We start from the raw sequence: 22,975 nt of genomic DNA on the forward strand, positions 1-22,975 counted from the left end.
TCATCGCACCGCGTCCCGCGGTTCCGGCAGGTCGCTCAGAAAGTGGCCCCCGGCCGTGACGCGCACCGGGCCGGCGACGGCGGACATGATCTGGTGGGCGGCGCGGATCAGCACCCGCCCGGCGGCCGAGTCGATCGCCCCCGCGAGGTGGGGGACGCTCGTGCTGTAGCCGACCTCGTACGCGATCTCGCAGCCGCCCGGCACGCCGGCGACCGTCCAGGCTCCCTTGAGATGCCGGAAGTCGCCGTGGACCTGCTCGAACTCGATGCGGTACGGCTCCGTCCGCCGGCTGCGCTGCACCCACGCCGCCGTGCCGCCGCGGAAGGCGAGCACCCACGCGCGGAGCCCGCCGCCGGCGTCGGAGACGGAGAGGAGATCGCCGGCGTACGCGGGGAACGCTGGCTCGTCGCCGAGCCGCTCGATCACGTCGTCGGCGGGCATCGGGGCCGTGGCCCTCAGGACGCGCGAGGTCATGATCGGTCCTCCTGCTCCGCCGGGCGGACGATGCTGACCGCCTGCAGGCGGGTGGTGCGCAGCATGGGGTGGCTGGCCTCGCCGAAGGCGCCGCCGGTGAGACCGTTGCCGCCCTGGTTGGGCAGGAAGGGCAGGAAACCGCCGTGCGAGTCGTTGATCTTCAGGTTGCCGCCGTTCGAGACGTCGTCCAGGAAGCGCTGGATGGTCGCAGGACCGGTCGACCAGAAGGAGTTGCGCAGGCCGTACGCGTTGGTGTTGACGAAGCGGAGCACGTCCTCCATCAGAGCGTCGTCGTCCGTGCCCGCGCCGGGCACGATGACCGGCAGCAGCGGGAAGAACGTCTCGTCGCGGACCACCGACAATGACCGGGCGTCGTGGAGGCCGTCGACCCGGACGATGCTCGGCTCGACGAAGAAGCCGGTGTCCGACGACGATCCGTCCACTTCGAGGCGGCGGCCGCCGTGGACGAGCTTGGCGCCCTTGGCGAGCGCCTCCCCCAGGCAGCCGAAGAACCAGTCGACCCCGAGGACGGGGGTGAGCACCACGCCGTCCTCGTCCGGATATCCGGGCTGGATCTTCTTGGTGGCCACGACCAGCCGCTCGATGAGCTCGTCGGCGATGGCGGGATGGACGACCACCTGGTTGGGGACGTGGCAGATCTGGCCGGAGTTCAGGAAGAACTGTGTGACGCTCTCCACCGCGGCGTCCAGGTCGGCGTCGCGCCAGACCACGCAGCAGTCGTCGCCGGCCAGTTCGAGGATCGGCTTCTTGCCCGCCGCGACGCACTGACCCTCGAACTCCAGCCCCTTCTTGCTGCCGCCGAAGTAGAGGATGTCGTTGACGTGCTCGCTGGCCAGCCAGGCGTCGAGCATGGGCGGTCCGCAGAGGGCGTTGAACGTGCCGGGCGGCGCCCCCGCCTCTTCGAGCACCGGCGCGACGACCTCGCGCATGGTGTACATACAGCTGAGCGCGACCCCGCGCGGGGCGCGTATCACCACGGCGTTGCCTGCCAGGAGGGCGGTCAGGCCGTTCAGCGCGTTGACGGTCGCGGCGTTCTGCGGCGGGTTGACGCAGACGACCCCGTCGGGCACCCGGCGCAGCGTCATCTCGCGCGCGCCGTCCTGCCGGCGGAACTCGAACTGCTCAGCGCACCATTCCAGGGTCTCCCGGCTCCAGCTCGCGTGGGGAACCCCGCCGATCATGGCTTCGGCGGCCGAGCGCGGCGTGCCCTCGGCGACGAGGATCTCGACGATGGGGTCACGGTGGTCAAGGAGCCGTTCGGCGATGCGCCGCCCGATCTCGATCCGGTCGGCGAGCGGGACCCGCCCCCAGGCGGGGGCGGCGCGCGCGGCCGATTCGAGGGCCATGGCGATCATTTCCTCGTCGGCGACGGCGCACGCTCCCACCACCCGCTCCCCCGCCGCGGACGGCTCGATGATCCCCCGATCGAGGTCCTGCTTGAGTCTCAGGCTGGGAAAGGTGTCCTCGATGACGGCTCGGGCGGTAATGGTGTGAACGAATCGCGCATTGTCGCCGGTGACGTCCCGGCCGCAAATGTAGGCCGGATATGTGCCGAACTTCACGTTACCCCCTTCGGTCAATCCGAATATGGCTGTGCGGCCAAACTATTCCGGCGGCATCGGCCGGACAACGAGCCGTCCATAAGGGATTCTTATGCGGCTCCGGCGCCGTCCTTATTGGGGCGGAGCCCGGCATAAACGTGCCGGACCTGCACTGATAAGCACATCTACTGGCCGGATACTTCCATGGGGGCCGGCCGCGCGGCATTGTCGGGAAGGCCACTCCGCAATACTCAGATGGGAGAGATATGTCGACGATGATCGGCTCCGCCCCGGCGTCTCCTGCCGCGCCGTTCCTCAACGTCCTGGATCCCGCCTTCGACTTCGGCTCGCCGGAGGCGGCGGCGGCCCGGGAACACAGCTGGTACGCGGAGAGCCCGATCGGCCTTCTCGTGCTCCGCTACGAAGAGGCACATGAGCTCCTGCGGGACCAGCGGTTGAAGCCCAACAGCGAGAAATATCTGGAGATGAACGGAATCTCCGACGGGCCGATCTACAACTGGTTCGTCCCGATGATCGGGAACCAGAACGGGGACGAGCATCGACGTATCCGCGGCCTGGTGAACAAGGCGTTCACCCCTCGGATGATCAACGACCTGCGCGGTTTCATCCGGGTGCAGGCCGAGAACCTGGCCGCAGAAATGGCCAGGACCGGAGTCTGCGATTTCGTGGAGGACTTCGCCAACAAACTGCCGCTCGCGGTCATGTGCCAGATGCTCGGCATTCCGCCGGCGGACTACGAGACGTTCCGCACGTGGAGCACGGACATCGGGCTGGTCTTCAGCCTTGCCTCCGGAACCGACACCGCCACGCGCGTGGAGAACGCCGTCATCGGGCTGACCGAGTACAGCGAGTTCCTGATCCAGAACAAGAAGGCGCATCCGACGGACGACCTCATTTCCGCGCTCGTGGCCGCCCATGAGGCGGACGGCGGGGTGAGCATGGCGGAGATCCGCAATCTCCTCGTCACGCTCGTGTTCGCGGCACACGACACGACGCGGCACCAGCTGTCCAACGCGATGGTGACCTTCTCGGAGCACCCCGCCCAGTGGACCCTGCTGGGCGAGCGCCCCGAGCTGACGGCCCAGGCCGTCGAGGAGGTCATCCGGTGGCGCCCGGCGGCGACCACCCTCTTCCGCTTCGCCCGCGAGGACTTCGACTACCGTGACCTGCGAATCGCGCAGGACACGTTCCTGCTGGTATGCGCGGCGCCCGCGCAGCGCGACCCGCGGGCCTACCAGGACGCCGGCACCTTCGACATCACAGTCACCAGGGACACGCCCGCGCTGCAGTTCGGCGGCGGGCCGCACTACTGCCTGGGCGCCGCGCTCGCCCGCGCCGAACTGGGCGAGGCGCTTCCCGTCCTCGCGCGCCGGCTGGGGCCGCCGTCCATCGCCGGACCCTACTCCTCGCGGGGGCCCGTGGGGATCTGCGGCCCGGAAACGCTTCCCCTGTCATTCGGCTGACCAGCGAACCGACCGGCGCCACTCCGGTCACGACCTTCGCGACCCGAAGGGCCACGCCTGCCGCGGCCGCGAGCGCCGTACGCCACCCATCAGAAAGGCACCTCACGATCATGTCATCGAACACGACCGAGGCCGCGACCGCCCCGATCAGCGGCCGGCCGCCGGAGGCCGCGCTCGGTCAGGCGCCCCCGAAGCAGGTCGCCCGCCTCATCCTGATGCTCGCCGCGCTGACCGCGCTCGCGCCGCTCGCCAACGGGATGTACATCCCGGGCTTCCCCGAGCTGGCGCGATCGCTGGGCGCGACCGACTCCTCGGTGCAACTGTCCATGACGGCCTTCCTCGTCGGCCTGGCCGCGGGCCAGATCCTGCTGGGGCCGATCAGCGACGCCCTGGGCCGCCGCAGCGTCCTGCTCGCCGGCGCCGGGCTCTTCACGATTTTCTCGGTGATCTGCGCCGTCGCCCCCACCATCGAGGTCTTCAACGCCGCCCGCCTGCTGGAGGGGATCACCGGAGCCGCGGGCCTCGTCATCGCCAGGGCCGTGCTGACCGACCGATTCCACGGCACCCCGGCGGCGGCCCGGCACTTCTCGACTCTGTCGGCCATCGTGGTGGTGGCCCCGGTGGCCGCCCCGATCCTGGGCGGCGCCGTCCTCGGCATCGCCACCTGGCGCACCGTCTTCGCGGTGCTGGCCGCCTTCGGGCTCGTGCTGGCGGTGGTCGTCGCGCTCTGGCTCCCCGAGTCGCTGCCCGCCGACCGCCGCCGCGGCGGCGGCGTGGGCAGGACGTTCAAGGCCATGGCGGGCCTCCTGAGCGGACGAGCCGTCGTGGGGTACGTTCTCACGTCGTCCTTCACCAGCGCCGCCCTCTTCATCTACATCTCCGGCTCGGCCTTCGTCTTCCACCAGGTGTACGGCGTCTCGTCCGGACTGTTCAGCCTGATCTTCGCCGTCAACGCCTTCGGCTCGCTGGCCGGCGGCATCCTCTTCGGCCGCCTGGCCGCCCGCGTGCGCTTCAACACCCTGCTCATCGCCGGCCTGGCCCTGTCGCTGGTCGCCGCGGCCGTGCTGGTCCTCCTGCTGGCCTCCACCGGCGGCAACCTCGCGACCGTCTGGATCTGCCTCTTCTTCGCCCTCACCGGCATCGGCGTCGTCTTCCCCGCCACCATGACCATCATCCAGTCGCTCGGCCACCGGGCTCCCGGAGCGGCGTCCGGCCTCATCGGCGGCAGCCAGTTCGTCTTCGGCGCGGCCGCGTCCCCTCTCGCCGGCCTCCTCGGCACCAGCACCGCCGTACCCATGGCCGTCCTGATGCTGGCCGCCTTCACCGTCTCCACCCTCGCTCTCGTGACCATCGCCCGCCCTTGGCGCGGCCACGGCGAGCCCACCCGCACGAAGTCCTGACGTCCCGCGGGGCCGGCCTCGTCGCCGGCCCCTTTCGCCTGACATCCCCGAAGAACAGGAAAGAGGAGAAGATGACCATCACCACCACGTACCCCGCCGCCGAACTCGACGTGCGCTTCAGCGAGCCCGGGATCGAGGCCACCTCCTGGGAGGAGACCTTCGACGTGCTGCGAACCGCCGAGCTGTTCTGGTTGTCGACCGTACGCGCCGACGGCAGGCCGCACGTGACCCCCGTGGTCGCGGTGTGGCACGACGACGCCGTGTACTTCACCACCGCCTCGTTCGAGCAGAAGATGCGCAATCTCGAGCACAGCGCCAAGGTCGCGGTGACGACCGGGAACAACCACTGGACTCAGGGACTCGACGTCGTCGTCGAGGGCACGGCCGCCGTCGTCACCGACCCCGGCGCGTTGCGCGGGATCGCCTCGGCGTTCGACGACAAGTACGGTGCCGACGCGAGCTGGCGGCTCGAGGTCGTCGACGGCGTCGCCCAGGTCGCCGGCCACCCCGCGGTCGTGCTCCGCGTCGACCCCGCCAAGGTGCTCGCCTTCGGCAAGGCGCCGCACGCCCAGACCCGCTACCGCTTCGCCACCTGACGGGTCTCGCCGACATGTTGACTCTTGTGGCGGGATCCTCAGGTCTCATCGGCAGAGCGCTGGTGCCCGAGCTTCGTGCGGCGGGCCACGACGTACGCAGGCTCGTCAGACGCGAACCGGCGGCGGACGACGAAATCGGATGGGATCCCCCGTCCGGCTCGATCGCGAGCGGCGCGTTCGACGGCGTCGACGCGGTGATCAACTTGTGCGGCGCGCCGGTGCAGGGCAAGTGGACCGCCGAGCAGAAGCAGCGCATGCGTGACAGCCGGATCGAGCCGGCCAGGACGCTGGCCGAGGCCGTCGCGGAGCACGGCGTTCCCACGCTGATCAACGCCTCCAGCGTGAGCTTCTACGGCAACGTCGGCGACACCGCGGCCGACGAGTCCTCCGGCCCCGGAGGCGGCTTCCTCGCCCAGATGGTCATCGACTGGGAGACCGCCACCAAGGCGGCGCAGGACGCGGGCGGCCGGGTCGCGCTGCTGCGCACCGGCCTGGTGCTGACGCCGGACACCGGCCTGATCGGCGTGCTCAGACCGATGGTCCGGCTCGGGCTCGGCGGGCGGTTCGGCGACGGCCGGCAGTACATCGCATGGATCAGCGTGGACGACGAGGTCGCGGCCATGCGGTTCGTCCTGGAGCACCCGGACCTGTCCGGCCCGATCAACCTGTGCGCCCCGGAACCCGTGACCAACGCCGCGTTCACCAGGACGGTCGGACGGGCACTCGGCAGGCCCGCGTTCCTGCCGATGCCGAAGGCGGTGGTCCGGTTCGCGCTGGGCGAGGCGGCCGACGAGCTGGCGCTCAACAGCCTGCGCGTGGTGCCGCAGGTCCTGAACGACGCGGGCTTCACGTTCCGGCACACCGAGCTCGACCACGCGCTCGCCGACATCCTCTGACCGTCCTTCCCCTAGGCCGGCAACCTCCGCTGTCCCGGCCAGCCGGCCTCGGGGTCGCCCGCGGCGCGCGAGATCTGCTCCCACGCCGCCCAGGTCTTCAGCCGGGCCGCGTACACGCCGGTCGCGACGTCGTACGCGGCGCCGGACAGCAGCAGGCGCAGCGGCGGCTCGTCGGCGTCGACCACGGCCAGCATGGCCGCGGCCGTGTCGTCCGGCTCCGGCTGCACCATGGCCGCGAGCGCCTTGGCCCGGGCGTCGCGGAAAGGCTGGTACACCGGGTGGCCCGCGGAGGTGACGGCCGAGGAACGGCCCCAGTCGGTGGCGTAGCCGCCGGGTTCGATGATGGTGACCTTGATGCCGAAGCCGGCGACCTCCTGGGAGAGGGCCTCGGACAGGCCTTCCAGCGCCCACTTGGAGGAGTGGTAGATGCCGAGGTTCGGGAATGCCGCGACCCCGCCGATGCTGGACACCTGCAGGATGTGGCCGCCGCCCTGCGCGCGCAACAGCGGGATGGCGGCCTGGGTGACCCAGAGCGCGCCCAGCAGGTTCGTCTCGAGCTGGGCGCGCGCCTCCGCCTCGGTGATCTCCTCGACGAAGCCGAAGTGGCCGTAGCCGGCGTTGTTGACCACGACGTCGAGGCGGCCGAAGCGGCTGTGCGCCTCCCGCACGGCGGCGAAGGCCGCCTCCCGGTCGGTCACGTCCAGGGCGATGGGCAGCAGTGCGTCCGGGAACTGCTCGTGCAGCTCGCGGAGGGCGCCGGTGTCGCGGGCGCACGCGGCCACCCGGTCGCCGCGCTTCAGCGCGGCCTGGGTCCAGCTGCGGCCGAAGCCGCGCGACGTGCCCGTGATGAGCCAGTTCTTGTTCATCGGATACCTCCGAGGAAACCCTCGACTTCAGGCGAGGGAGGGATCGGATCCCCTGCGGAGCAGGGCAGGAACCGTCCGATCGCCGCCGAGGCGATCGGACGCGCCGTGTGTGGCGCCGGTGCCATCTTTGCTCTCGGCTTCCCTTCGGTTGCCGAGCGTGGAGGGTCTGCCGCCGGGACGGCGGGATGAGGTGCGGTGCGGCGGTCCCGCGCGCCCGGCGCGGGACCGCCGGTCAGCGGCCGGAGGACGGGTGGCGTTCCTTCAGCAGGTCGCCGAGCACCGCGCCGAGGATGTGCACGCCGTTGTGCGTCAGCACCGACACGGGGTGGAACTGCACCGAGGCGAAACCGGGCCCGCGCAGCGCGTGGACCTCGCCCGTGTCCACCTCCCTGGACACCTCGACGGCGCCCTCGCGTGCCCGGCAGGGGAACCGGCCGGCCGGGCTGCGGGCCGCGAAGGTGTTGTAGAAGCCGACGAGCTCCGTCCGGCCCATGAAGCCGATCTTCCGCTGCACGCCCTGGTTGGGGAACGGGTTGCGGACGATCTCCAGGCCGAGCTGCGTGCTGAGGACCTGGTGGCCCAGGCAGACGGAGAAGAAGGGCACGCCGAGCTTCAGCAGCCGCCGCGTCACCTCGCGGATGCGGGCGATCTTGGGGTGCCGGTGGTCCCTCGGATCCCCTGGTCCGGGGCCCACGATGACCACGTCGTATCCGTCGAACAGAAAGTCGTCGTCGTAGCAGCGTACGGTGACCTCCAAGCCCAGTGCCCCCAGCATGTGCCTGGCCATCGCGGTGAAGGTGTCCTCCGCGTCGATCACCAGCACGCGCCGGCCCACCAGCTCAGGCACCTCGTACGCCCCGCGCTCCGGCCCTTCGAACCAGAACGCGCCGAGGGGGGTGTTGCGTTCGGTGAGGATGCGCTCCACCTGGGGATGGGCGTTGAGGTCCGGGACCTCCTCGCAACCGGCGTGCGCGGAGCCGGAAGCCGGCCGGACGCCGTACAGCGCGTCGATCAGGCCCGCCGCCTTCGCCCGGGTCTCGGCCGCCTCCGAGGCCGTGACGGAGTCCCGGACGAGCGTCGCCCCGACGGAGATCCGCATCCGGCCGGCCGCGTCGATGTCCGCGGTGCGGATGAGGATCGCGGAGTCCAGGGCTTGCTCCCCCGCGTCGTCGCGGCCGATGAGCGCCACCATGCCGGCGTAGTAGCCGCGGCCCTCCGGCTCGAAGCGGTCGATCACGCGGCAGGCGCTCTCCAGCGGGCCTCCGGTGACCGTGGGCGCGAACATGGTCTCGCGCAGGATCTCCCTGACGTCCAGCGTGCTGTGCCCTTCGATCAGATATTCGGTGTGGGCCAGGCGGGCCATCTGCTTGAGCCGCGGCCCCAGCACGTGCCCGCCGCGCTCGCAGATGCGGCCCATCATCTTCAACTCCTCGTCGAGCACCATGTAGAGCTCGTTGGCCTCCTTGTCGTCGGACAGGAACGACAGGAGCCCGCAGAGCTCGGGGCCGTCGGCGCCGTAGCGGTAGGTGCCGCTGATCGGGTTCATCACGGCGGTGCCCGCGTCGAGGCTGATGTGCCGCTCCGGGGAGGCGCCGACGAAGGTGCGCGTGCCGGTGTGGATCAGGAAGGTCCAGTGGCAGCCGGGGTCGCGGCCGAGCAGCCGCCGGAAGAAGGCCAGCGCCGTGCCGGTCGACCAGTTGGCGATCTCGGCGGAGAACGTCCTCTTGATGACGAAGTTCGCGCCCGTGCCCTGGCCGATCTCCTCGGTGAGCACCCGCCGGACCGTGGCCGCGTACTGCTCGTCGTCGGCGTCGAAGCGCCCTTCGTCCAGCTCGATCGGCCCGTCGGGCAGCCGCTCCATGACGTCGTCCAGCGAGAGCTCGGCCTGGCCGGTCACGGTCATCGCGAGCAGCGGGGCGCCGTCGTCGGGGCAGGCGAACCCGCGCTCCCCGATCTGCCGGTACGGCAGGATCGCCAGCACCTCGTGCCGGCCCCTGCCGCCGGGCGGCGGCAGGGGGATGCCGGCGACGGAGCCGACCTCGACGGTCTCGCCGACGAGCAGGTCGACCTGGTCGTGGCGGCCGGCGCCTGGACGGTGCAGCAGGGCGAACGGGGGCGTGCCGGGGCCGAGCACCAGGTCGAGCAGTTCGGCGCCCGTCAGGCACGCCCCCGCGCGCCCGGTCACCGGTCGTCTCCGTCCATCATGTCCAGCGCGGAGCGGGTCGACACGGTCACCGAACATCTCGTGGCGGCGTACACCAGGGCGAGTTTGTGGTGCTCCCACGAGAAGTCCGCGACTGCGTCCGCCACCAGAAAGGTCTGGATGTCGTTCGAGAACCCCTCGTGCGCCGTCATCAGGATCCCGACGTGTGCGTACACTCCGCAGATCACCAGCTGGTCGCGTCCCCTGTCGCGCATCAGCTCCAGCAGGCCGGTCCGGCAGAACGCGCTGGGCCGCCACTTGGTCAGCACGGTGTCCGAGCCGGCCGGCGCCAGTCCGCTGACGATCATCCTATGCTCCGGGTCCTTCGACATCCCGGCTCCCCAGAAGTCCTTCAGCAACCCGCGCTGCTCGTCGGTCATCCCGCCGGGCTGCGCCGTGTAGACCACCGGGGCGCCGTGGCGGGCGAACCCGGACCGCAGGGCGGCGACGTTGCTCACGAGGTCGTCCAGCGGGGACCGAGCCTGCTGGAACGGCCGCAGGAAGTAGTTCTGCATGTCGTGGACGAGCAGCACCGCCCGTGCCGGGTCGATGGTCCAGGGCGCGATGTTGTCCGGCAGCTCGGCCTCGACCGGCATGCGATACGACTCGATGACGGGAATCGCCATGATTCCTCCCTTTCGATAGGCGGGTCAGCGGCCGAGGGCGGCGCCGCCGTCGACGGTCAGGTCGTGCAGGGTGATGTGCGCGGCCCGCTGCGAGAGCAGGAACACCACGGCGTCCGCGACGTCGGCGGGCTCGGCCAGCCGGCCCAGCGGGATGCCGACCCGGAACTGCTCGGGTGCCCCGTCGAGGCAGGCCCGCAGCGCGTCGCCGCCCTCTCCCCAGAGCGAGGTCAGCATCGGGGTGTCGGTAGAGCCGGGGGCGACCACGTTGCACCGGATGCCGAACTTGGCGACCTCCAGGCCGAGACACCGGGTGAATCCGGCGGCGGCCGCCTTGGAGGCCGCGTAGGCGGCCATGTTCCAGCGCGGGGTGCTCGCGGCGTTGGAGGCCACCGTGACGATGGCGCCCGTCCTGCGGGGGACCATGCGGCGGGCCACCGCCCGGCTGACGTGGAACACGCCGGTCGCGTTGACGGCGAACGTCTGGTTCCAGTCGTCGTCGGTGAGCGCGACCGCGGCGCCGGTGCGCAGCACCCCGGCGGCGTTCACCAGGGAACTGATGGGCCCCAGCTCGTGCTCGGCCGCCTCGACCACCGCGTCCACGGCGACGCTCGACGACACGTCCACGGGATAGCCGCGGACCACGTGCCCCTCGTTCACGAGCTCTTTGACGACCATGGCCAGGGCCTGCGCGTTGGCGTCCAGCGCCGCCACGGCCACGCCCTCGGCGACGAGGGCGCGGACCACGGCCTCGCCGATGCCGCCCGCGGCCCCGGTGACCAGGCCCGTCGTGTTTCTCATGGCTCATCCTCCTTGCTGTCGTCTGGTCGTCGCGGCGGCCAGGTCCCGATCGATGCCGAGGCAGCGCACCGAGAAGGAGGCGAGGGCCTCCAGGTAGTCGTTCTCCAGCCGCGCCTCGTCCACGGCGGTGGCCCGGCCGCCCTCGACCAGCACCCGGCCGGCCACGATCACGGTGTCCACGTCCATCGAGCCGCCGAGGGCGAGGAAGCTCTCCAGGGGGCGCGGGTTGAGCAGGTAGCGCCAGTCGTCGGCGGGGATCAGCACCAGGTCGGCCTGCTTGCCCGGCTCGACGCTGCCGATCTCGTCGTCCCAGTCCAGGCCACGCGCGGCCACCCGGGTGGCCATCGCCAGCGCGTCGGTCGGGCGCAGCTCGGTCGGGTCCGCGTACATCTCGTTGTAGACCTGCCAGGCGCTCTTCATCGCCTCGGCCATCCCGCCCAGGGGCATCGCCGCGCCGTCGGTGGACAGTGACACGTCCAGCCCGGCCCTGCGCAGCTCGGGGATGGCCCGGGTCTCGGTGATCGTGGACTCGCCGGCCGCGCCGTACTTGGCGGGCGAGTGGCTGATGTGCGCGCCGGACTCGACGAGCAGCTTGCGCTCGGCCGCGTCGGCGAAGGCGCAGTGGACGGCCATGAAACGGCCGGACAGCAGGCCGAGGTCGGCGAACCGGCGGACCGGCGCGGCGCCGTAGCAGGCCAGCATCGCCTCGGGCTCGTTGCGCAGCGCGCCGACGTGGGCGGCGAACGGCACGTCGTACCGTGCGGACAGGTCGGCCAGGCCGGCACCGAGCTCGTCGGTCATGTTGGTGCCGTAGACGGCCGTCGGGCGGGCGCGCAGCAGCCCGCCGGAATCGGCGGCGACCGCGCGCAGCACGTCCTCCAAGTCCTGCAGCACCGTGTCGGCGTCGCGGGTCCTGCGGAAGCGGCCCTCGCCGGGGACGCAGACGGCGTCGCTGGCCCAGGTGCTGATGACGCAGCGCATCCCGAGGTCGCGGGCGGCCGCGGCCATGGCCTCGGGACGGTTGACCGAGCCGACGTCGCCCAGCGTGGTCACGCCGGACCGGAGCTGGGTCCACATCGAGTAGCGGGCGATGGCGGCGGCCTCGTCGGGCGAGAGCCGGCCGATCGTGTCGCGGAAGGAGTCGAAGACGGCGGAGATCTGCCCGATGTCGCCGCCCAGCGCCATGAACGCGGGCCGGTCGTCGCGGTCGGCGGGCGGGCGCAGCGCGCCTTTGAACGCGAGCCGCATCGCGAACATCTCGTGCCAGTGGGCGTTGACGAAGCCCGGCAGGATCATCTTGCCGCGGGCGTCGATCACCCGCGCGCTCTCCCCCAGGGGTGCGACCTCGGCGGTCGGGCCCGCGGTGGCGATCCTGCCGTCCTCGACGAGGACGGAGCCGTCGGGGATGACGCTCGCCCCGGGGTCGGCGGGGTAGAGGCAGCCGCCCTTGATCAGCAGGGTGCTCATTGGACGGCCTCTCTCAGATGCCCTTCCCACGCGTCGAGGGTCGGGTCGGCGGCCAGCGCGCTGAAGTCCAGCGTGATGCCCTGCCTGCGCATCTTCGTGACGAGTCGCATCATTTCCAGCGAGCCGACCCCGAGGTAGACGAGGTTGGCATCGCCAGGGATCTCCTCGGGCGTTGCGCCGATGATGGCGGCGACGTTCTCGCGCAGCGTGTTCTCCATGATCAGTCATCCCTCCTGGGCCCACTCCCTGGGCGCGTCACGGTCCATGGCCGCGGCGGCCAGCACCTTCTTGTCGACCTTGCCGAGCGGCGTCAGCGGGAACGCCGTGACGAACTCCACGCGGTCCGGCAGCTTGAACTCGGCCAGGCCGCGTTCGTGCAGCGCCTGCTTCAGCTCGGCCAGCCCCGGCCGCTCGCCCGGGGAGACGAGGAAGGCGTAGATCCGCTCCCCGAGGAACTCGTCGGGCACCGGGACCACGGCGGCCCTGGCGATCCGCGGGTGGGTGAGCAGGTGCCCTTCCACCTCGCCGGCCGAGATCTTGTCGCCGCCGCGGATGATGACGTCCTTCAGCCGCCCCTCGATGACCAGGCGGCCCTCCGAGGTCAGCCGGGCCACGTCGCCGGTGCGGTAGAACCCGTCCGCGGTGAAGGCCCGCCGGTTGTGCTCCTCGGCCCGGTAGTAGCCGCGCAGCGTGTACGGACCACGGGTGAGCAGCTCTCCGGCCGCACCGGGGGGCACGTCGTCGCCGCGCTCGTCCACGATGCGGACCTCGTCGGCCGGCGAGACGGGCCGTCCCTGCGTCTCCAGCACCGACGCCGGGTCGTCGTCCGCGCGGCTCATGGACAGCAGCCCTTCGGCCATCCCGAACACCTGCTGCAGACGGCACCCGAGCCCCGGCTCGATGCGCGCGGCCAGCTCCGGCTGGAGGCGGGCGCCGCCGATCTGGATCATCCGCAGGCTGGACAGGTCGGCGGCCCCCCACTCCACCGCCTCCAACCAGAGCTGGGCGACGGTGGGGACGACCGAGGTGAACGTGACCCGCTCCCGCTCGATCGCCGCGAAGCAGTCGTCCGGGGCCGGATCCTCGGCGAGCACGACCCGCCCCCCCGAGGCCAGCGTGCCGATGACGCCGGGGCAGCCCCACGTGAAGTTGAACTCCACGGGCAGCGCGGCCAGGTAGACGTCGGCGGAGGTGAGCCCGCAGATGCCGGCCACCGTCCTGACCTGGTAGGCGTAGTCGTCGTGGGTCCTCGGGATCAGCTTGGGCAACGCGGTCGTGCCGCCGGACAGCAGGAAGAAGGCGACGTCCGACGGGTCCGCAGGGGGCGGCTCGACCGGCTCGGCGTCCACCTCGGCCAGCGGGGTCACCCCGGCGACGCCGCCGGGGGCGTCGAGCGCGAAGACCTGGCGCAGCGCGGGCACCTCGTCTAGCATGCGCAGGGCCAGGGCCACGTGGTCGAATCCCCGGTACGTGCCGGGCACGACGTACGCCGCCGCGCCGGACAGCTCGCACAGGTGCCTGATCTCGCTGGCCCTGTGCGAGGCCAGCGAGAACACCGGCTTGGCGCCCATCCGGAACAGTGCGAAGGCCACGATGACGAACTCGGGGACGTTGGGCAGCTGCAACACGACCCGATCGCCCGGCCTGATGCCCTGCCGGAGGAAACCGGCGGCCATCCGGTCGACGCGCTCGTCGAGTTCGCGGTAGGAGAGCCGGCGCTCCCCCTTGACCAGGGCGGTGGCGGAGCCGTTCCGGCGAGCCCAGGATCTCAGCAGGTCGCCCAGGCTCTCCCCGCGCCACGTGCCGTCACTCCGGTACCGGGCCGCGGTCTCCGCGGGCCACGGTGTGCACCCCTGCAGCATCACTCCTCCTCATAGGGTGTGGTGATCTCGATGACGGCGCAGCCGGCCTCCATGCCGGGGGCGCTGCCGACGAGCAGCACCCGGTCGCCGGGCGCGACGGCGCCGCCGGTCCACAGGTGCTCCAGCTGAATGAACAGGTCGCCGGCGCCGGCGTGGCCGACCGTGCGGGTGAACTCCCACATGCTGCGGTCCAGGTCGATGCCGAGCGGGTCGAGGAACATGGCGCCGAGCGCGCCGCGCGCGAAACCGGTGTGGCAGACCTTGACGATCTTCTCCATCGTCGTTCCTGCCTCGGCCAGCGTGCGCTCGGCCACTTCGGCGACGCAGTCGCCGAAGTGGCCCATCGGCGGCGCGACGCCCTGGGCCCACAACCGCCGCCAGTGGTCGCTGCGCTCCTCGAAGTTCAGCCCCCGGCCGACCGTGACGCCCGGCGGGAAGAGCTCCTCGCCGCCGCGGTGCAGCTCCTCCATGGACGGGTCGGAGACCGATCCGACGGCCATCACGCGGGCGAAGCCGCCGCGCCGGGACACCACCGCGGCGGCGGCGCCGTCGGCGAGCAGGAACATCCGTGAGGCCCGCCAGCGGTCCACCAGCGGCGTGGAGAAGTTGTCGGCGGCGGTCAGCAGCACGGCGTCCTTGCCGCGGTCGGCGATCAGCCGGTGGGCGGCCATCTCCAGTCCCGCGATCATGCCGAGGCAGCCCTGCCGCACCTCGACGGCGGTGATCGGCCTGTCCAGCGTGGCCCGCAGCACGTAGTGGGGGGCGGACCAGCCGTCGGGGCCCTGGTGGAAGCTGTCGCTGTGCAGCAGCGCGCCGAAGTCTCCGGGGGCGTGCCCGGCCCGCTCCAGCGCGACGTGCGCGGCCCGTGCCGCCATCTCCGGCGCGGGCAACTCACCCGCGACCATCACGGCCGCCATGCCCGAGTCCTCGCGATCGGCCGTGTCGTACCAGGACCGCTCGACCGCCCGCTCCGTGCTCACGGTGGGCGGCAGGTACGTGCCGATGCCCGCGAGATAGACCTCGTCGAACCTCATCGCGCACCCCCGGCGGGAACCAGGTAACGCGCCACGCTCTCGAGCTTCTCGCAGGTCTCCTCGTACTCGCGGTCGGGTGTGGACTGCCCGACGATGCCGGCCCCCGCGCGGAGCCAGGTCCGGCCCGCGACGCGGTAGGCGCTGCGCAGCACGAGGGCCGCGTCCATCTCGCCGTTGTGGTCCACGGTCAGCACCGCCCCGCTGTAGAGCCCGCGAGGCTCGCCCTCGTGCCGCCGGATCGCGGTGTACGCCGCGTCCTTCGGCACCCCGGAGGCCGTGACCGCGGGGAAGACGGCGCCGAAGGCGTCCCAGGCGTCGTGGCCGGGAGCCAGCCGCCCGGCGACGCGGGAGGCCAGGTGCTGGACGCTGCCGCGCTCGCGGATCGCCATGAACTCGGGGACCTCGACCGAGCCGGGCACGCACACGTCGACCAGCTCGTCCGTGCCGACCTTGACCGAGATCGCGTGCTCGTACACTTCCTTGGCCGAGCCCAGCAGGTCGGAGCGGAGCCGCTCGTTGACGATGAGGTCGGTGGTGAGGGCGCGGGTGCCGGCCAGCGGCTGGCTGACCACCGTGCCGTCGGCCGAGACCTTGACCACGATCTCGGGGCTGAACCCGCACGCCTCGATGCCGCCCAGGTTGAGCAGGAACGAGCGGGCCGGGTTGTTGCCCTTGCGCCCGGCCACGTAGGTACCGACCAGGTCGACGTCCTCGTCGACCTGGACGACCCGCGACAGGATGACCTTGTGCAGCTCGCCCGCGTTGATCTCGCCGACGGCGTTCTCGACGATCGACCGGTACGCCTGCTCGCCCGTGCCGCGGACCTCCAGCGGCTTCGGCTCCGTGGCCGGCGCGGGAACCGTCCCGGCGACGACGTCGAGCAGCGCGGTCAGCGTCTCCTGATCGGCGGCTCTCAGGTGGGCGCGCCCGTGCGCGATGCGGGCCTCGGCGGCCGGCACCACCAGGTGCAGCAGCCGGCCGTCGCCGACGTGATCGAGCCGGCCGTCCTTGGCGTACGAGAGCTCGAACGTCGCCCAGCCGTAGGCCCGCCACGCGGGTACCGCGACGCTGCCGAGCAGGCGTGTCACCTGCCGCAGCGGGTGGCCGTCCCAGGGCAGGAACACCTCGCCCGCCCCCTCCTGGCGCAGCCGCGCACCCTCGCGGTCCAGCGTCAGCTCGGCGCGGCAGCCACTCGCGTACGACCAGGTGCCGCCGCTCTCGTACACGACGTAGTCGGGGTGCGGGCCGGAGCTCGCCAGCCGTGCCGCGACCACGGTGGGGTCGTCGGACAGGGGCACCCGCGTTTCGAAGTAGTGCCTGTTCATCGAAGTCTTCTCCCCTCTCAGGGTTACTATCTAAATTGTTAAGCCGGTAACATCATGGGCACAATGGACCCGCGATTAGGGTTGCTTCTCAGCCGAGGTCAGATGATCGCGGCGCCGTGCAGCCAGGCCACCTTGTCGTGGAGCTCGTCCGCGGTGAACGCGGCGAGCATGGCGTTCCTGGCGCGGGCCGCCTCGCCCGCCGGATGGTAGAGCCGGGTCCCCATCTCGCGGGCCACGAGCTGGGTCCTGGCCGTGCGCTCGCGGCGCTCGGCGTTGTACTTCTCCAGGCGCTGCGGGATCTCGTCGGCGGAGCAGTCGAGCAGCCTGCCGGCCACCACGGCGTCCTCCAGGGCCATGCAGGCGCCCTGGGCGGCGTACTGCAACATCGGGTGGGCCGCGTCACCGAGCAGCGCCACGCGCCCGTCCGTCCACCGGCGGACCGGGTCGCGGTCGCAGAGCACCCAGGTCCGCCACTCCTCGCCGAGGTCGAGCAGCCGACGCGCGGTTCCGCTCAGGCTCGGGAACCGGCTGAGCACGTGGCTCTTGCGGACCGGCCGGCCGACCACCTCTTCCGTGGCGTCATCGTCCCTGGTCGCAGCCAGGTTCAGCTGCTTTCCGCCGCCGATGGGGTAGTGCACGAAGTGCCATTTCGGCCCGGCCCAGAGCGTCACGGTGTTCCAGCGCAGGTCCTCCGGCACGCGCTCCATGGGGATGACCGAACGGTAGATGGTGTGCCCGGAGACCCGCGGCCGCCCGTCCGCGACGAGCTGCGCGCGCACGGCGGAGCGGATGCCGTCGGCACCGATGAGCGCCGCGCCGGTGAAACGCTCCCCCGCTGTCGTGACCACGTGGACCCGTCCCGGGTCCTGGTCGTACCGGAGGACCGTCCGGCCGCCGAGCAGCTCGACGTCCGGGGCCGCGCGGCAGGCGTCCAGCAGCGGCTGGTACAGGTCGCCCCTGGCCACCACCACGTACGGGTTGCCGAACCGGGAGCGGTACGCCCGGGTCAGCGGCATGGAGGCCACCCGCTCCCCGCTCGTGCCGTCCATGAACCGCAGCTCGTCGATGTACACGGCGCGGGCCCGGACCCGGTCTCCGACGCCGAGCCGGTCGAGGGCGTGGAAGGCGTTCGGGGCGAGCTGGATGCCCGCGCCCAGCTCGGCGAACCGCTCGGCCCGCTCCAGCACGGTCACCCGGTGCCCCCGGCGCGCGGTGGCCAGGGCGGCGGCCAGGCCCCCGATGCCGCCGCCCGCGACGATGATGTCGGCCATCTCCGCCCCTCAGACCCGGGCCGCGGCGATGGCCAGGGCCATCTGCTCGATGCTGGCCTCGTCGAACAGCTCGTCCAGCTCCAGGCCGACCTCGAAGAGCCTGCAGATCCGGCCGGCCAGCTTGGCGGCGCGGACGGAGTCACCGCCCAGCTCGAAGAAGTTGTCGAGGACGCCGATGCCCTCAAGGTCGAGCAGGTCCGCCCACATCCGCCGCAGAGTGTGCTCGACCGGGGTGCGCGGCTCCTGGTACGGGGCGTCGACGTCCGGCCGGGACCTGGGCGGCTCCGGCAGCGCGTTGCGGTCGATCTTGCCGTTGGTCGACGTCGGGAAGGTCCCGATCACGTACGCCGACGGCACCATGAACGCCGGCAGCGTACGGCCGAGCTCACGGCGGATCTCCCGGACCGCCGGGGTGGCGCCCGCCTCGGGCTCGATGTAGGCCACCAGCCGGGTGTCGCCCTGGGCGTCCTTCTTGGCCAGCACGGCGGCCTGGCGCACGCCGGGGTGGTCGGCCAGGACCACCTCGATCTCGCCGAGGTGCACCCGGTTGCCGCGCACCTTGACCTGGCCGTCGGTGCGGCCGACGATCTCGATGCTGCCGTCGGTCCAGTAGCGGGCGCTGTCCCCCGACCGGTAGAGGACGGGGTGCCGGTCCGGGTCGATCGGGTTGGGGATCCACCGCTCCCTGGTGGCCTCGGGCCGGTTCAGGTATCCGGCCGACAGGCTGTCCCCGGCCACGCAGAGCTCGCCGATCACGCCCGGCGGCACCGGCTTCAGATCGTCGCCCAGCACGTACGTCTTGACGTTGGGGGTGGGCCTGCCGATCGGCGGCGTCCTGCGGGCGCGCCCCCCGGGGCCGAGGCTCTCGCCGAGCTCGGTCAGGTCGCACATCGCCACCACGGTCGCCTCGGCGGAGCCGTACAGGTTGAGCACGTGGAACGGCAGGTCGGCGGAGGGCCACGTCTGCACGCGCTCGCCGCAGATCCTGATGTTGGACAGCGCGGTCCCTTCGGGCCACTCCAGCGTCCACAGCCGCTCCGCCATGGTCTTCATCAGCAGCGTGTGCGTGATCCGGTTGCTCACGAACCAGTCGCGCAGCCACTCGGGCGAGGTGACCACGGACGGCTCGGGGATGTGCACCGGCGCGCCGGCGGACAACACCGAGAAGCACTCGACCTCGACCATGCCGTAGCCGGGCGCGGCGAGCCAGGTGCCCCGGGACTCGCTGGTCATGCCGCAGAGGGTGCGCATGCTGTAGACGAGGTTGCGGCACGCGCCGTGGCGGACCATGACGGCCTTGGGGGCGCCGGTGGAGCCGGAGGTGTAGCAGATGTGGATGAGGTCGTCGGCGTGCACCGGCTCGCGGACGGGGCCAGCCGGCTCGGTGCGCCAGTCGTCGGCGTCGAGGGCGAGCACCGGGCAGTTCCCTGTCACCTTGTCCTCGTGCGCCCGCAGGGTCAGCGTCACCACGGCGGCGGCGTCGTCGATCATGTAGCGGATGCGGTCGGCGGGGAAGTCGGGGTCGAGCAGGATCGCCGCGGCGGCCAGCTTGAAGCAGGCGAGCTGGGCGATCAGGCTCTCGGGGCCGCGCGGGAAGCAGACGCCGACGGCCGTGCGCGGGCGCACGCCCTTTCGCGACATGCGGCGGGCGAGCTGGTTGGCCCGCTCGTCGAGCTCGCGGAAGGTGAGCCGGCCGCCGGGCCAGGCCACCGCGATCCGGTCGGGCGCCGTGGCCGCGATGTCCGCGATGGTCTCGTGGAAGAAGGCGGGCGGCACGGGCTCGTCCGTCTGGTTCCACTCGAACAGGACGCGTCCGGCCTCCCCGGGGCTGAGCAGCGCGATGTCCCGCACCGGGGTCCTCGGCTCGGCGGCGATCGCCTCGATGATCCGTGTGAGGTGGGCGGCGTACTGGGTGCAGGCGTCGTCGTCGAACTCCGCCCGCGACATGACGAGCTCGGCGCCGTCCTCGCGGACCAGCACGGTGATGGGGGCGATCAGGGTCTCCGGCGTGGCGGCGACGGCCGCGTGGCAGGCCTGCCCGGCGTACGGCTCGGGCGTGGCCGCGGCAACGGTGGCCATCAGGTCCCAGGCGGGGCTCTCACCCGTCACGCGGACCCGGATCACGCCGTTCCCGTAGGCGATCACCAGGTCGCTCTCCCCGGTGTAGCGGTGCAGCAGGACGGCCACCGCCGTCACGGCGTACCTGTCCGGCTGCCGCCCGGCGCGGTCCGGCAGCACGACCGGGCGCCGGTGCGCCGGCCAGGAGCGGTCGCCGCCGACGGGGCGGGACAGCGGCAGGGAGGTCATGGTCATGGAAATCTCTCCTTGGGTCCGGCGGGGATCAGCCCGCGAGCAGCGGAGCCTCGGCGAGCCGCCGCCTGGCGGTGACGGACTGCGCGAGGTCCTCGATCATCCGGATGGTCTGGCCCCAGTCGACGCAGGCGTCGGTGACGCTCTGGCCGAAGGTGAGGTCGTCGGTGCGGCCCAGAACCAGGTCCTGGCGGCCGGCGGTGAGGAAGCTCTCGACCATCACGCCGGCGATGCCGCGCTCGCCCAGCGCGAGCCGTTCGGCGATCTCGCCGACGACGACCGGCTGCCGCTCGTGGTCCTTGCCGCTGTTGCCGTGGCTGGCGTCGACGAACAGGCTGCGCGGCAGCCCTGCCGAGCCCAGCAGGTCGAGGGCCCTGGCCACGTCGACGGGGCCGTAGTTCGGGCCGTTCGCGCCGCCGCGCAGGACGACGTGGCAGTCCGGGTTCCCGGCGGTGGCCACGATCGCGGCGGAGCCGTCGTCGCCGACGGCGGGGAACACGTGCCCTCCCGCGGCCGCCACGATGGCGTCGATCGCGTGCTCCACCCCGCCGGCGGTCCCGTTCTTCATCCCGACGGGCATGTCCAGACCGCTGGTGAACTGCCGGTGGATCTGGCTCTCGACGGTACGTGCGCCGATGGCGGCCCAGGAGACCAGGTCGGACAGGTACGCCGGGACGGCCGGGTCGAGGAACTCGCAGGCGACGGGCAGTCCCATGCCCACGATCTCCGCCATCAGCCCCCGGGCCAGCCGCAGCCCGCTGGCCAGGTCGTGCGTGCCGTCGAGTCTCGGGTCACTGACGAGGCCCTTCCAGCCGAGCCGGGTGCGCGGTTTCTCCACGTAGACCCGCATCACGATCAGGAGTTCGCCCGACACGTCCCGGGAGAGCTCGGACAACCGCTCGGCGTAGGCCAGCGCGGCCACGGGGTCGTGGACGGAGCAGGGGCCGGTGACCACGACGAGGCGGTCGTCGGTGCCCTTGAGTGTCTGGACGATGTCCCTGCGAGCGCCGAGGACGACGTCCTGGGCGCCGAGCGACAGCGGGATCTCCGCCCGCAGCGCCGCCGGAGACGGGAGCGGCTCGACCACCTCGATGCGCGGGTGGATGGCCCGGACAGTGTGCATGTCGGTTCCTTCCGTTCAAGTCGTGAGCAGGTCAGACACCGTCGGCCGCGAGCACCGCCGCGGAGAACGTGAATCCCATTCCGGTGCCGAGCAGGAGGACCCTGGAGCCCGGCTGGAGCAGTTCCTCCTTGAGCAGGTAGCTCAGCCCGTACAGCTGGTCGGCCGGGCCCAGGTGACCGATCGTCAGGCCGAGGCCCGCGAGGGTGTTCCTGGGCGTTTCCGCCAAGGGGCGGACGAAGCTGTCGCGGTACAGGGCCCGCCCGACGAAGGGGGTGGCGTACCAGTCGACACCGGACATGGCGACCCCGGCCTCGTCGAGCGCCCGGGTGACGACGTTGCGGACACCGTCCGCTGACCGGGTGCGGACCTCGCGCAGCGACACCTCGCCGGAGGCCAGGAACTCACGGGTGCGCTTGCGCATGTCCGGCTGGATCTGCGGGAACGTGCCGAACGGCTCGTCGCCGCGCGACAACCCTTCCAGGGAGGTGTCGGTCTCGGACACCAGGGACAGCAGGCGCAGCTTGCCGCCGCCCCTGGTGACCACCGCCGCGGCGCCGCCGTCGCCGAAGACCATGCCCGGCGAGAGATACCAGCGGTCGGTGGGCGGCGCGAACCGGTCGGCGATCGTGATGAGCGCGTTGGGCAGTTCGGGCCGGGCGACCAGAGCCCCTGCGGCGATCTCCAGGCTGGCGAGCGAACCGTTGGAGGCCGCCGAGACGGCCACGGGCATGCCCTGGAGCTTGGTGCCGATCAGCTCCCTGCCGATCCAGCACGCCGCCGGCCACATGTCCAGCCCCTGGAAGTGGCTGTGGCTGTGCAGGTAGTAGGTGTCCGGGCCGACCTCGGCGCCGCACTCGGCGGCTTCCTTGATCGCCTGCCGCCCGGCGGTCACGGCCATTTCAGGGGGCGCGACGGTCGACTGGGAGATCGAGACGACGCCCGTGCTCTCGGCGACCTCGGGGTCGTACGAGCCATCCTCGATGGCTCTCTCGACCGGCACCAGATCGCCCAGCGCTCCGCCGGTGCCGGCGATCCAGATGTCATCGAATCGCATACTCGGCTTCCTTTCAGCTCGTTACTGTCTATTACGTTAAGAAGGTAACGAGGGGCCGACAATGCTCCGGTCATTAGGAGTGCTTCTCAACCAGTGAAGCCAGAACAGCGGTAACTCCGCGGCAAAGCAAAGGCCCGTCCCTGTGGGACGGGCCTTTGCGTGGAAGGCGGTCAGCCCTGTGAGGACGGGTCAGGTCGCGGACGTTCTGCCAGGTCAGCCCTGCATGTAGACGCTCTTGACTTCCTCCCCACGGCTGAAGGACCCTGTTGCCGATCTTTCATATGGGGTGGGCCTGGAGAAGTCGACATAGGTGAGTAACACGGGTCCGCTCGGGTCGGTGGTCCTGTTGCCAGGCGTCGAGGCGTGTCCGTGGCCGTGCAAAAGTGGCTCTGGCACAAAGATCGTGATGTGGTCACGGTGAGTGAGCTATGCCAGCAGAATCCGTTTGCGGAGTAGGTCGAGGTTCGCGCGGCCGAACATCTGACGCTTGAGGGCCTTGACGCGGCAGACATTGCCCTCGACGGCGCCGCTGCTGTGGGGCAGGGTCAGCCCGTTGGTGACGGCGTCTTGGTCACGGCGGACGCCGCGGGTGAAAGTGTGCAGGGCGGGGAGGTCGTCGGTCTC

The 22,975-nt window shown here is 71.6% G+C and carries 19 protein-coding genes and 1 pseudogene; 4 read left to right on the top strand and 16 right to left on the bottom strand.

Annotated features, from left to right (window positions below; translation table 11 throughout):
• Positions 1-474, bottom strand: a complete 474-nt coding sequence (locus tag E1294_RS28440) for a type II toxin-antitoxin system RatA family toxin (protein ID WP_132513355.1) — start codon at positions 472-474, stop codon at positions 1-3.
• Positions 471-2,057, bottom strand: a complete 1,587-nt coding sequence (locus E1294_RS28445; RefSeq protein ID WP_246083340.1) for an aldehyde dehydrogenase family protein — start codon at positions 2,055-2,057, stop codon at positions 471-473. Before E1294_RS28445 ends, E1294_RS28440 begins: the two co-directional genes overlap by 4 nt.
• A gap of 245 nt (positions 2,058-2,302) precedes the next feature.
• Here E1294_RS28445 and E1294_RS28450 point away from each other — a divergent pair, with 245 nt between their 5' ends.
• The 4 genes from E1294_RS28450 (at position 2,303) to E1294_RS28465 (ending at position 6,412) form a co-directional block, all read left to right on the top strand.
• Complete coding sequence (locus E1294_RS28450) at positions 2,303-3,520, top strand: cytochrome P450 (protein WP_220447981.1); 1,218 nt, start codon at positions 2,303-2,305, stop codon at positions 3,518-3,520.
• A 110-nt stretch (positions 3,521-3,630) separates the two neighbouring features.
• A complete protein-coding gene (locus E1294_RS28455; protein ID WP_132513357.1) occupies positions 3,631-4,920 on the top strand; it encodes a multidrug effflux MFS transporter in 1,290 nt (429 codons plus the stop codon).
• A 71-nt stretch (positions 4,921-4,991) separates the two neighbouring features.
• Positions 4,992-5,516 (top strand): pyridoxamine 5'-phosphate oxidase family protein, encoded by a 525-nt coding sequence (locus E1294_RS28460; RefSeq protein ID WP_181958563.1) that lies wholly within the window; start codon positions 4,992-4,994, stop codon positions 5,514-5,516.
• 14 nt (positions 5,517-5,530) lie between these two features.
• A complete protein-coding gene (locus E1294_RS28465; protein WP_132513359.1) occupies positions 5,531-6,412 on the top strand; it encodes a TIGR01777 family oxidoreductase in 882 nt (293 codons plus the stop codon).
• An 11-nt stretch (positions 6,413-6,423) separates the two neighbouring features.
• Here the strand turns inward: E1294_RS28465 and E1294_RS28470 are convergent, their stop codons facing one another.
• The 14 genes and pseudogenes from E1294_RS28470 to E1294_RS28535 all read right to left on the bottom strand — a co-directional run.
• Complete coding sequence (locus E1294_RS28470; RefSeq protein WP_132513361.1) at positions 6,424-7,278, bottom strand: SDR family NAD(P)-dependent oxidoreductase; 855 nt, start codon at positions 7,276-7,278, stop codon at positions 6,424-6,426.
• A 232-nt stretch (positions 7,279-7,510) separates the two neighbouring features.
• Entirely contained in the window at positions 7,511-9,463 is a 1,953-nt protein-coding gene (locus tag E1294_RS28475; protein WP_246083341.1) for an anthranilate synthase family protein, read from the bottom strand.
• Positions 9,460-10,107, bottom strand: a complete 648-nt coding sequence (locus E1294_RS28480; protein ID WP_132513363.1) for an isochorismatase family protein — start codon at positions 10,105-10,107, stop codon at positions 9,460-9,462. Before E1294_RS28480 ends, E1294_RS28475 begins: the two co-directional genes overlap by 4 nt.
• Positions 10,108-10,131: 24 nt before the next feature.
• Positions 10,132-10,905 (bottom strand): 2,3-dihydro-2,3-dihydroxybenzoate dehydrogenase, encoded by a 774-nt coding sequence (locus tag E1294_RS28485; RefSeq protein ID WP_132513365.1) that lies wholly within the window; start codon positions 10,903-10,905, stop codon positions 10,132-10,134.
• Between the two features lie 3 nt (positions 10,906-10,908).
• Positions 10,909-12,372 carry an amidohydrolase family protein gene (locus tag E1294_RS28490; protein WP_132513367.1) on the bottom strand — a complete coding sequence of 488 codons (1,464 nt, stop codon included), beginning with the start codon at positions 12,370-12,372 and terminating at the stop codon, positions 10,909-10,911.
• A complete protein-coding gene (locus E1294_RS28495) occupies positions 12,369-12,590 on the bottom strand; it encodes a phosphopantetheine-binding protein (protein ID WP_132513369.1) in 222 nt (73 codons plus the stop codon). The genes E1294_RS28490 and E1294_RS28495 overlap by 4 nt, the downstream gene beginning before the upstream one ends.
• A 6-nt stretch (positions 12,591-12,596) precedes the next feature.
• Positions 12,597-14,234: a (2,3-dihydroxybenzoyl)adenylate synthase gene (locus tag E1294_RS28500; protein WP_165977520.1), complete on the bottom strand. Its 1,638-nt coding sequence runs from the start codon at positions 14,232-14,234 to the stop codon at positions 12,597-12,599.
• Positions 14,234-15,268, bottom strand: a complete 1,035-nt coding sequence (locus E1294_RS28505; RefSeq protein WP_132513373.1) for a ketoacyl-ACP synthase III family protein — start codon at positions 15,266-15,268, stop codon at positions 14,234-14,236. Before E1294_RS28505 ends, E1294_RS28500 begins: the two co-directional genes overlap by 1 nt.
• A complete protein-coding gene (locus tag E1294_RS28510; RefSeq protein WP_132513375.1) occupies positions 15,265-16,593 on the bottom strand; it encodes a salicylate synthase in 1,329 nt (442 codons plus the stop codon). Before E1294_RS28510 ends, E1294_RS28505 begins: the two co-directional genes overlap by 4 nt.
• Positions 16,594-16,691: 98 nt before the next feature.
• Entirely contained in the window at positions 16,692-17,864 is a 1,173-nt protein-coding gene (locus E1294_RS28515) for a 3-hydroxybenzoate 6-monooxygenase (RefSeq protein ID WP_132513377.1), read from the bottom strand.
• Positions 17,865-17,873: 9 nt separating this feature from the next.
• On the bottom strand, positions 17,874-20,177 hold the full coding sequence (locus E1294_RS28520; protein WP_132513379.1) for a non-ribosomal peptide synthetase: 2,304 nt from the start codon (positions 20,175-20,177) through the stop codon (positions 17,874-17,876).
• Between the two features lie 28 nt (positions 20,178-20,205).
• Positions 20,206-21,297: a 3-deoxy-7-phosphoheptulonate synthase gene (locus tag E1294_RS28525; RefSeq protein ID WP_132513381.1), complete on the bottom strand. Its 1,092-nt coding sequence runs from the start codon at positions 21,295-21,297 to the stop codon at positions 20,206-20,208.
• A gap of 31 nt (positions 21,298-21,328) precedes the next feature.
• Positions 21,329-22,351, bottom strand: a complete 1,023-nt coding sequence (locus E1294_RS28530) for a ketoacyl-ACP synthase III family protein (RefSeq protein ID WP_132513383.1) — start codon at positions 22,349-22,351, stop codon at positions 21,329-21,331.
• A gap of 426 nt (positions 22,352-22,777) precedes the next feature.
• A pseudogene (locus E1294_RS28535) lies at positions 22,778-22,975 on the bottom strand (ISL3 family transposase); the annotation flags it as partial.

Source organism: Nonomuraea diastatica, assembly GCF_004349015.1.
Taxonomy (GTDB): Bacteria; Actinomycetota; Actinomycetes; order Streptosporangiales; family Streptosporangiaceae; genus Nonomuraea; species Nonomuraea diastatica.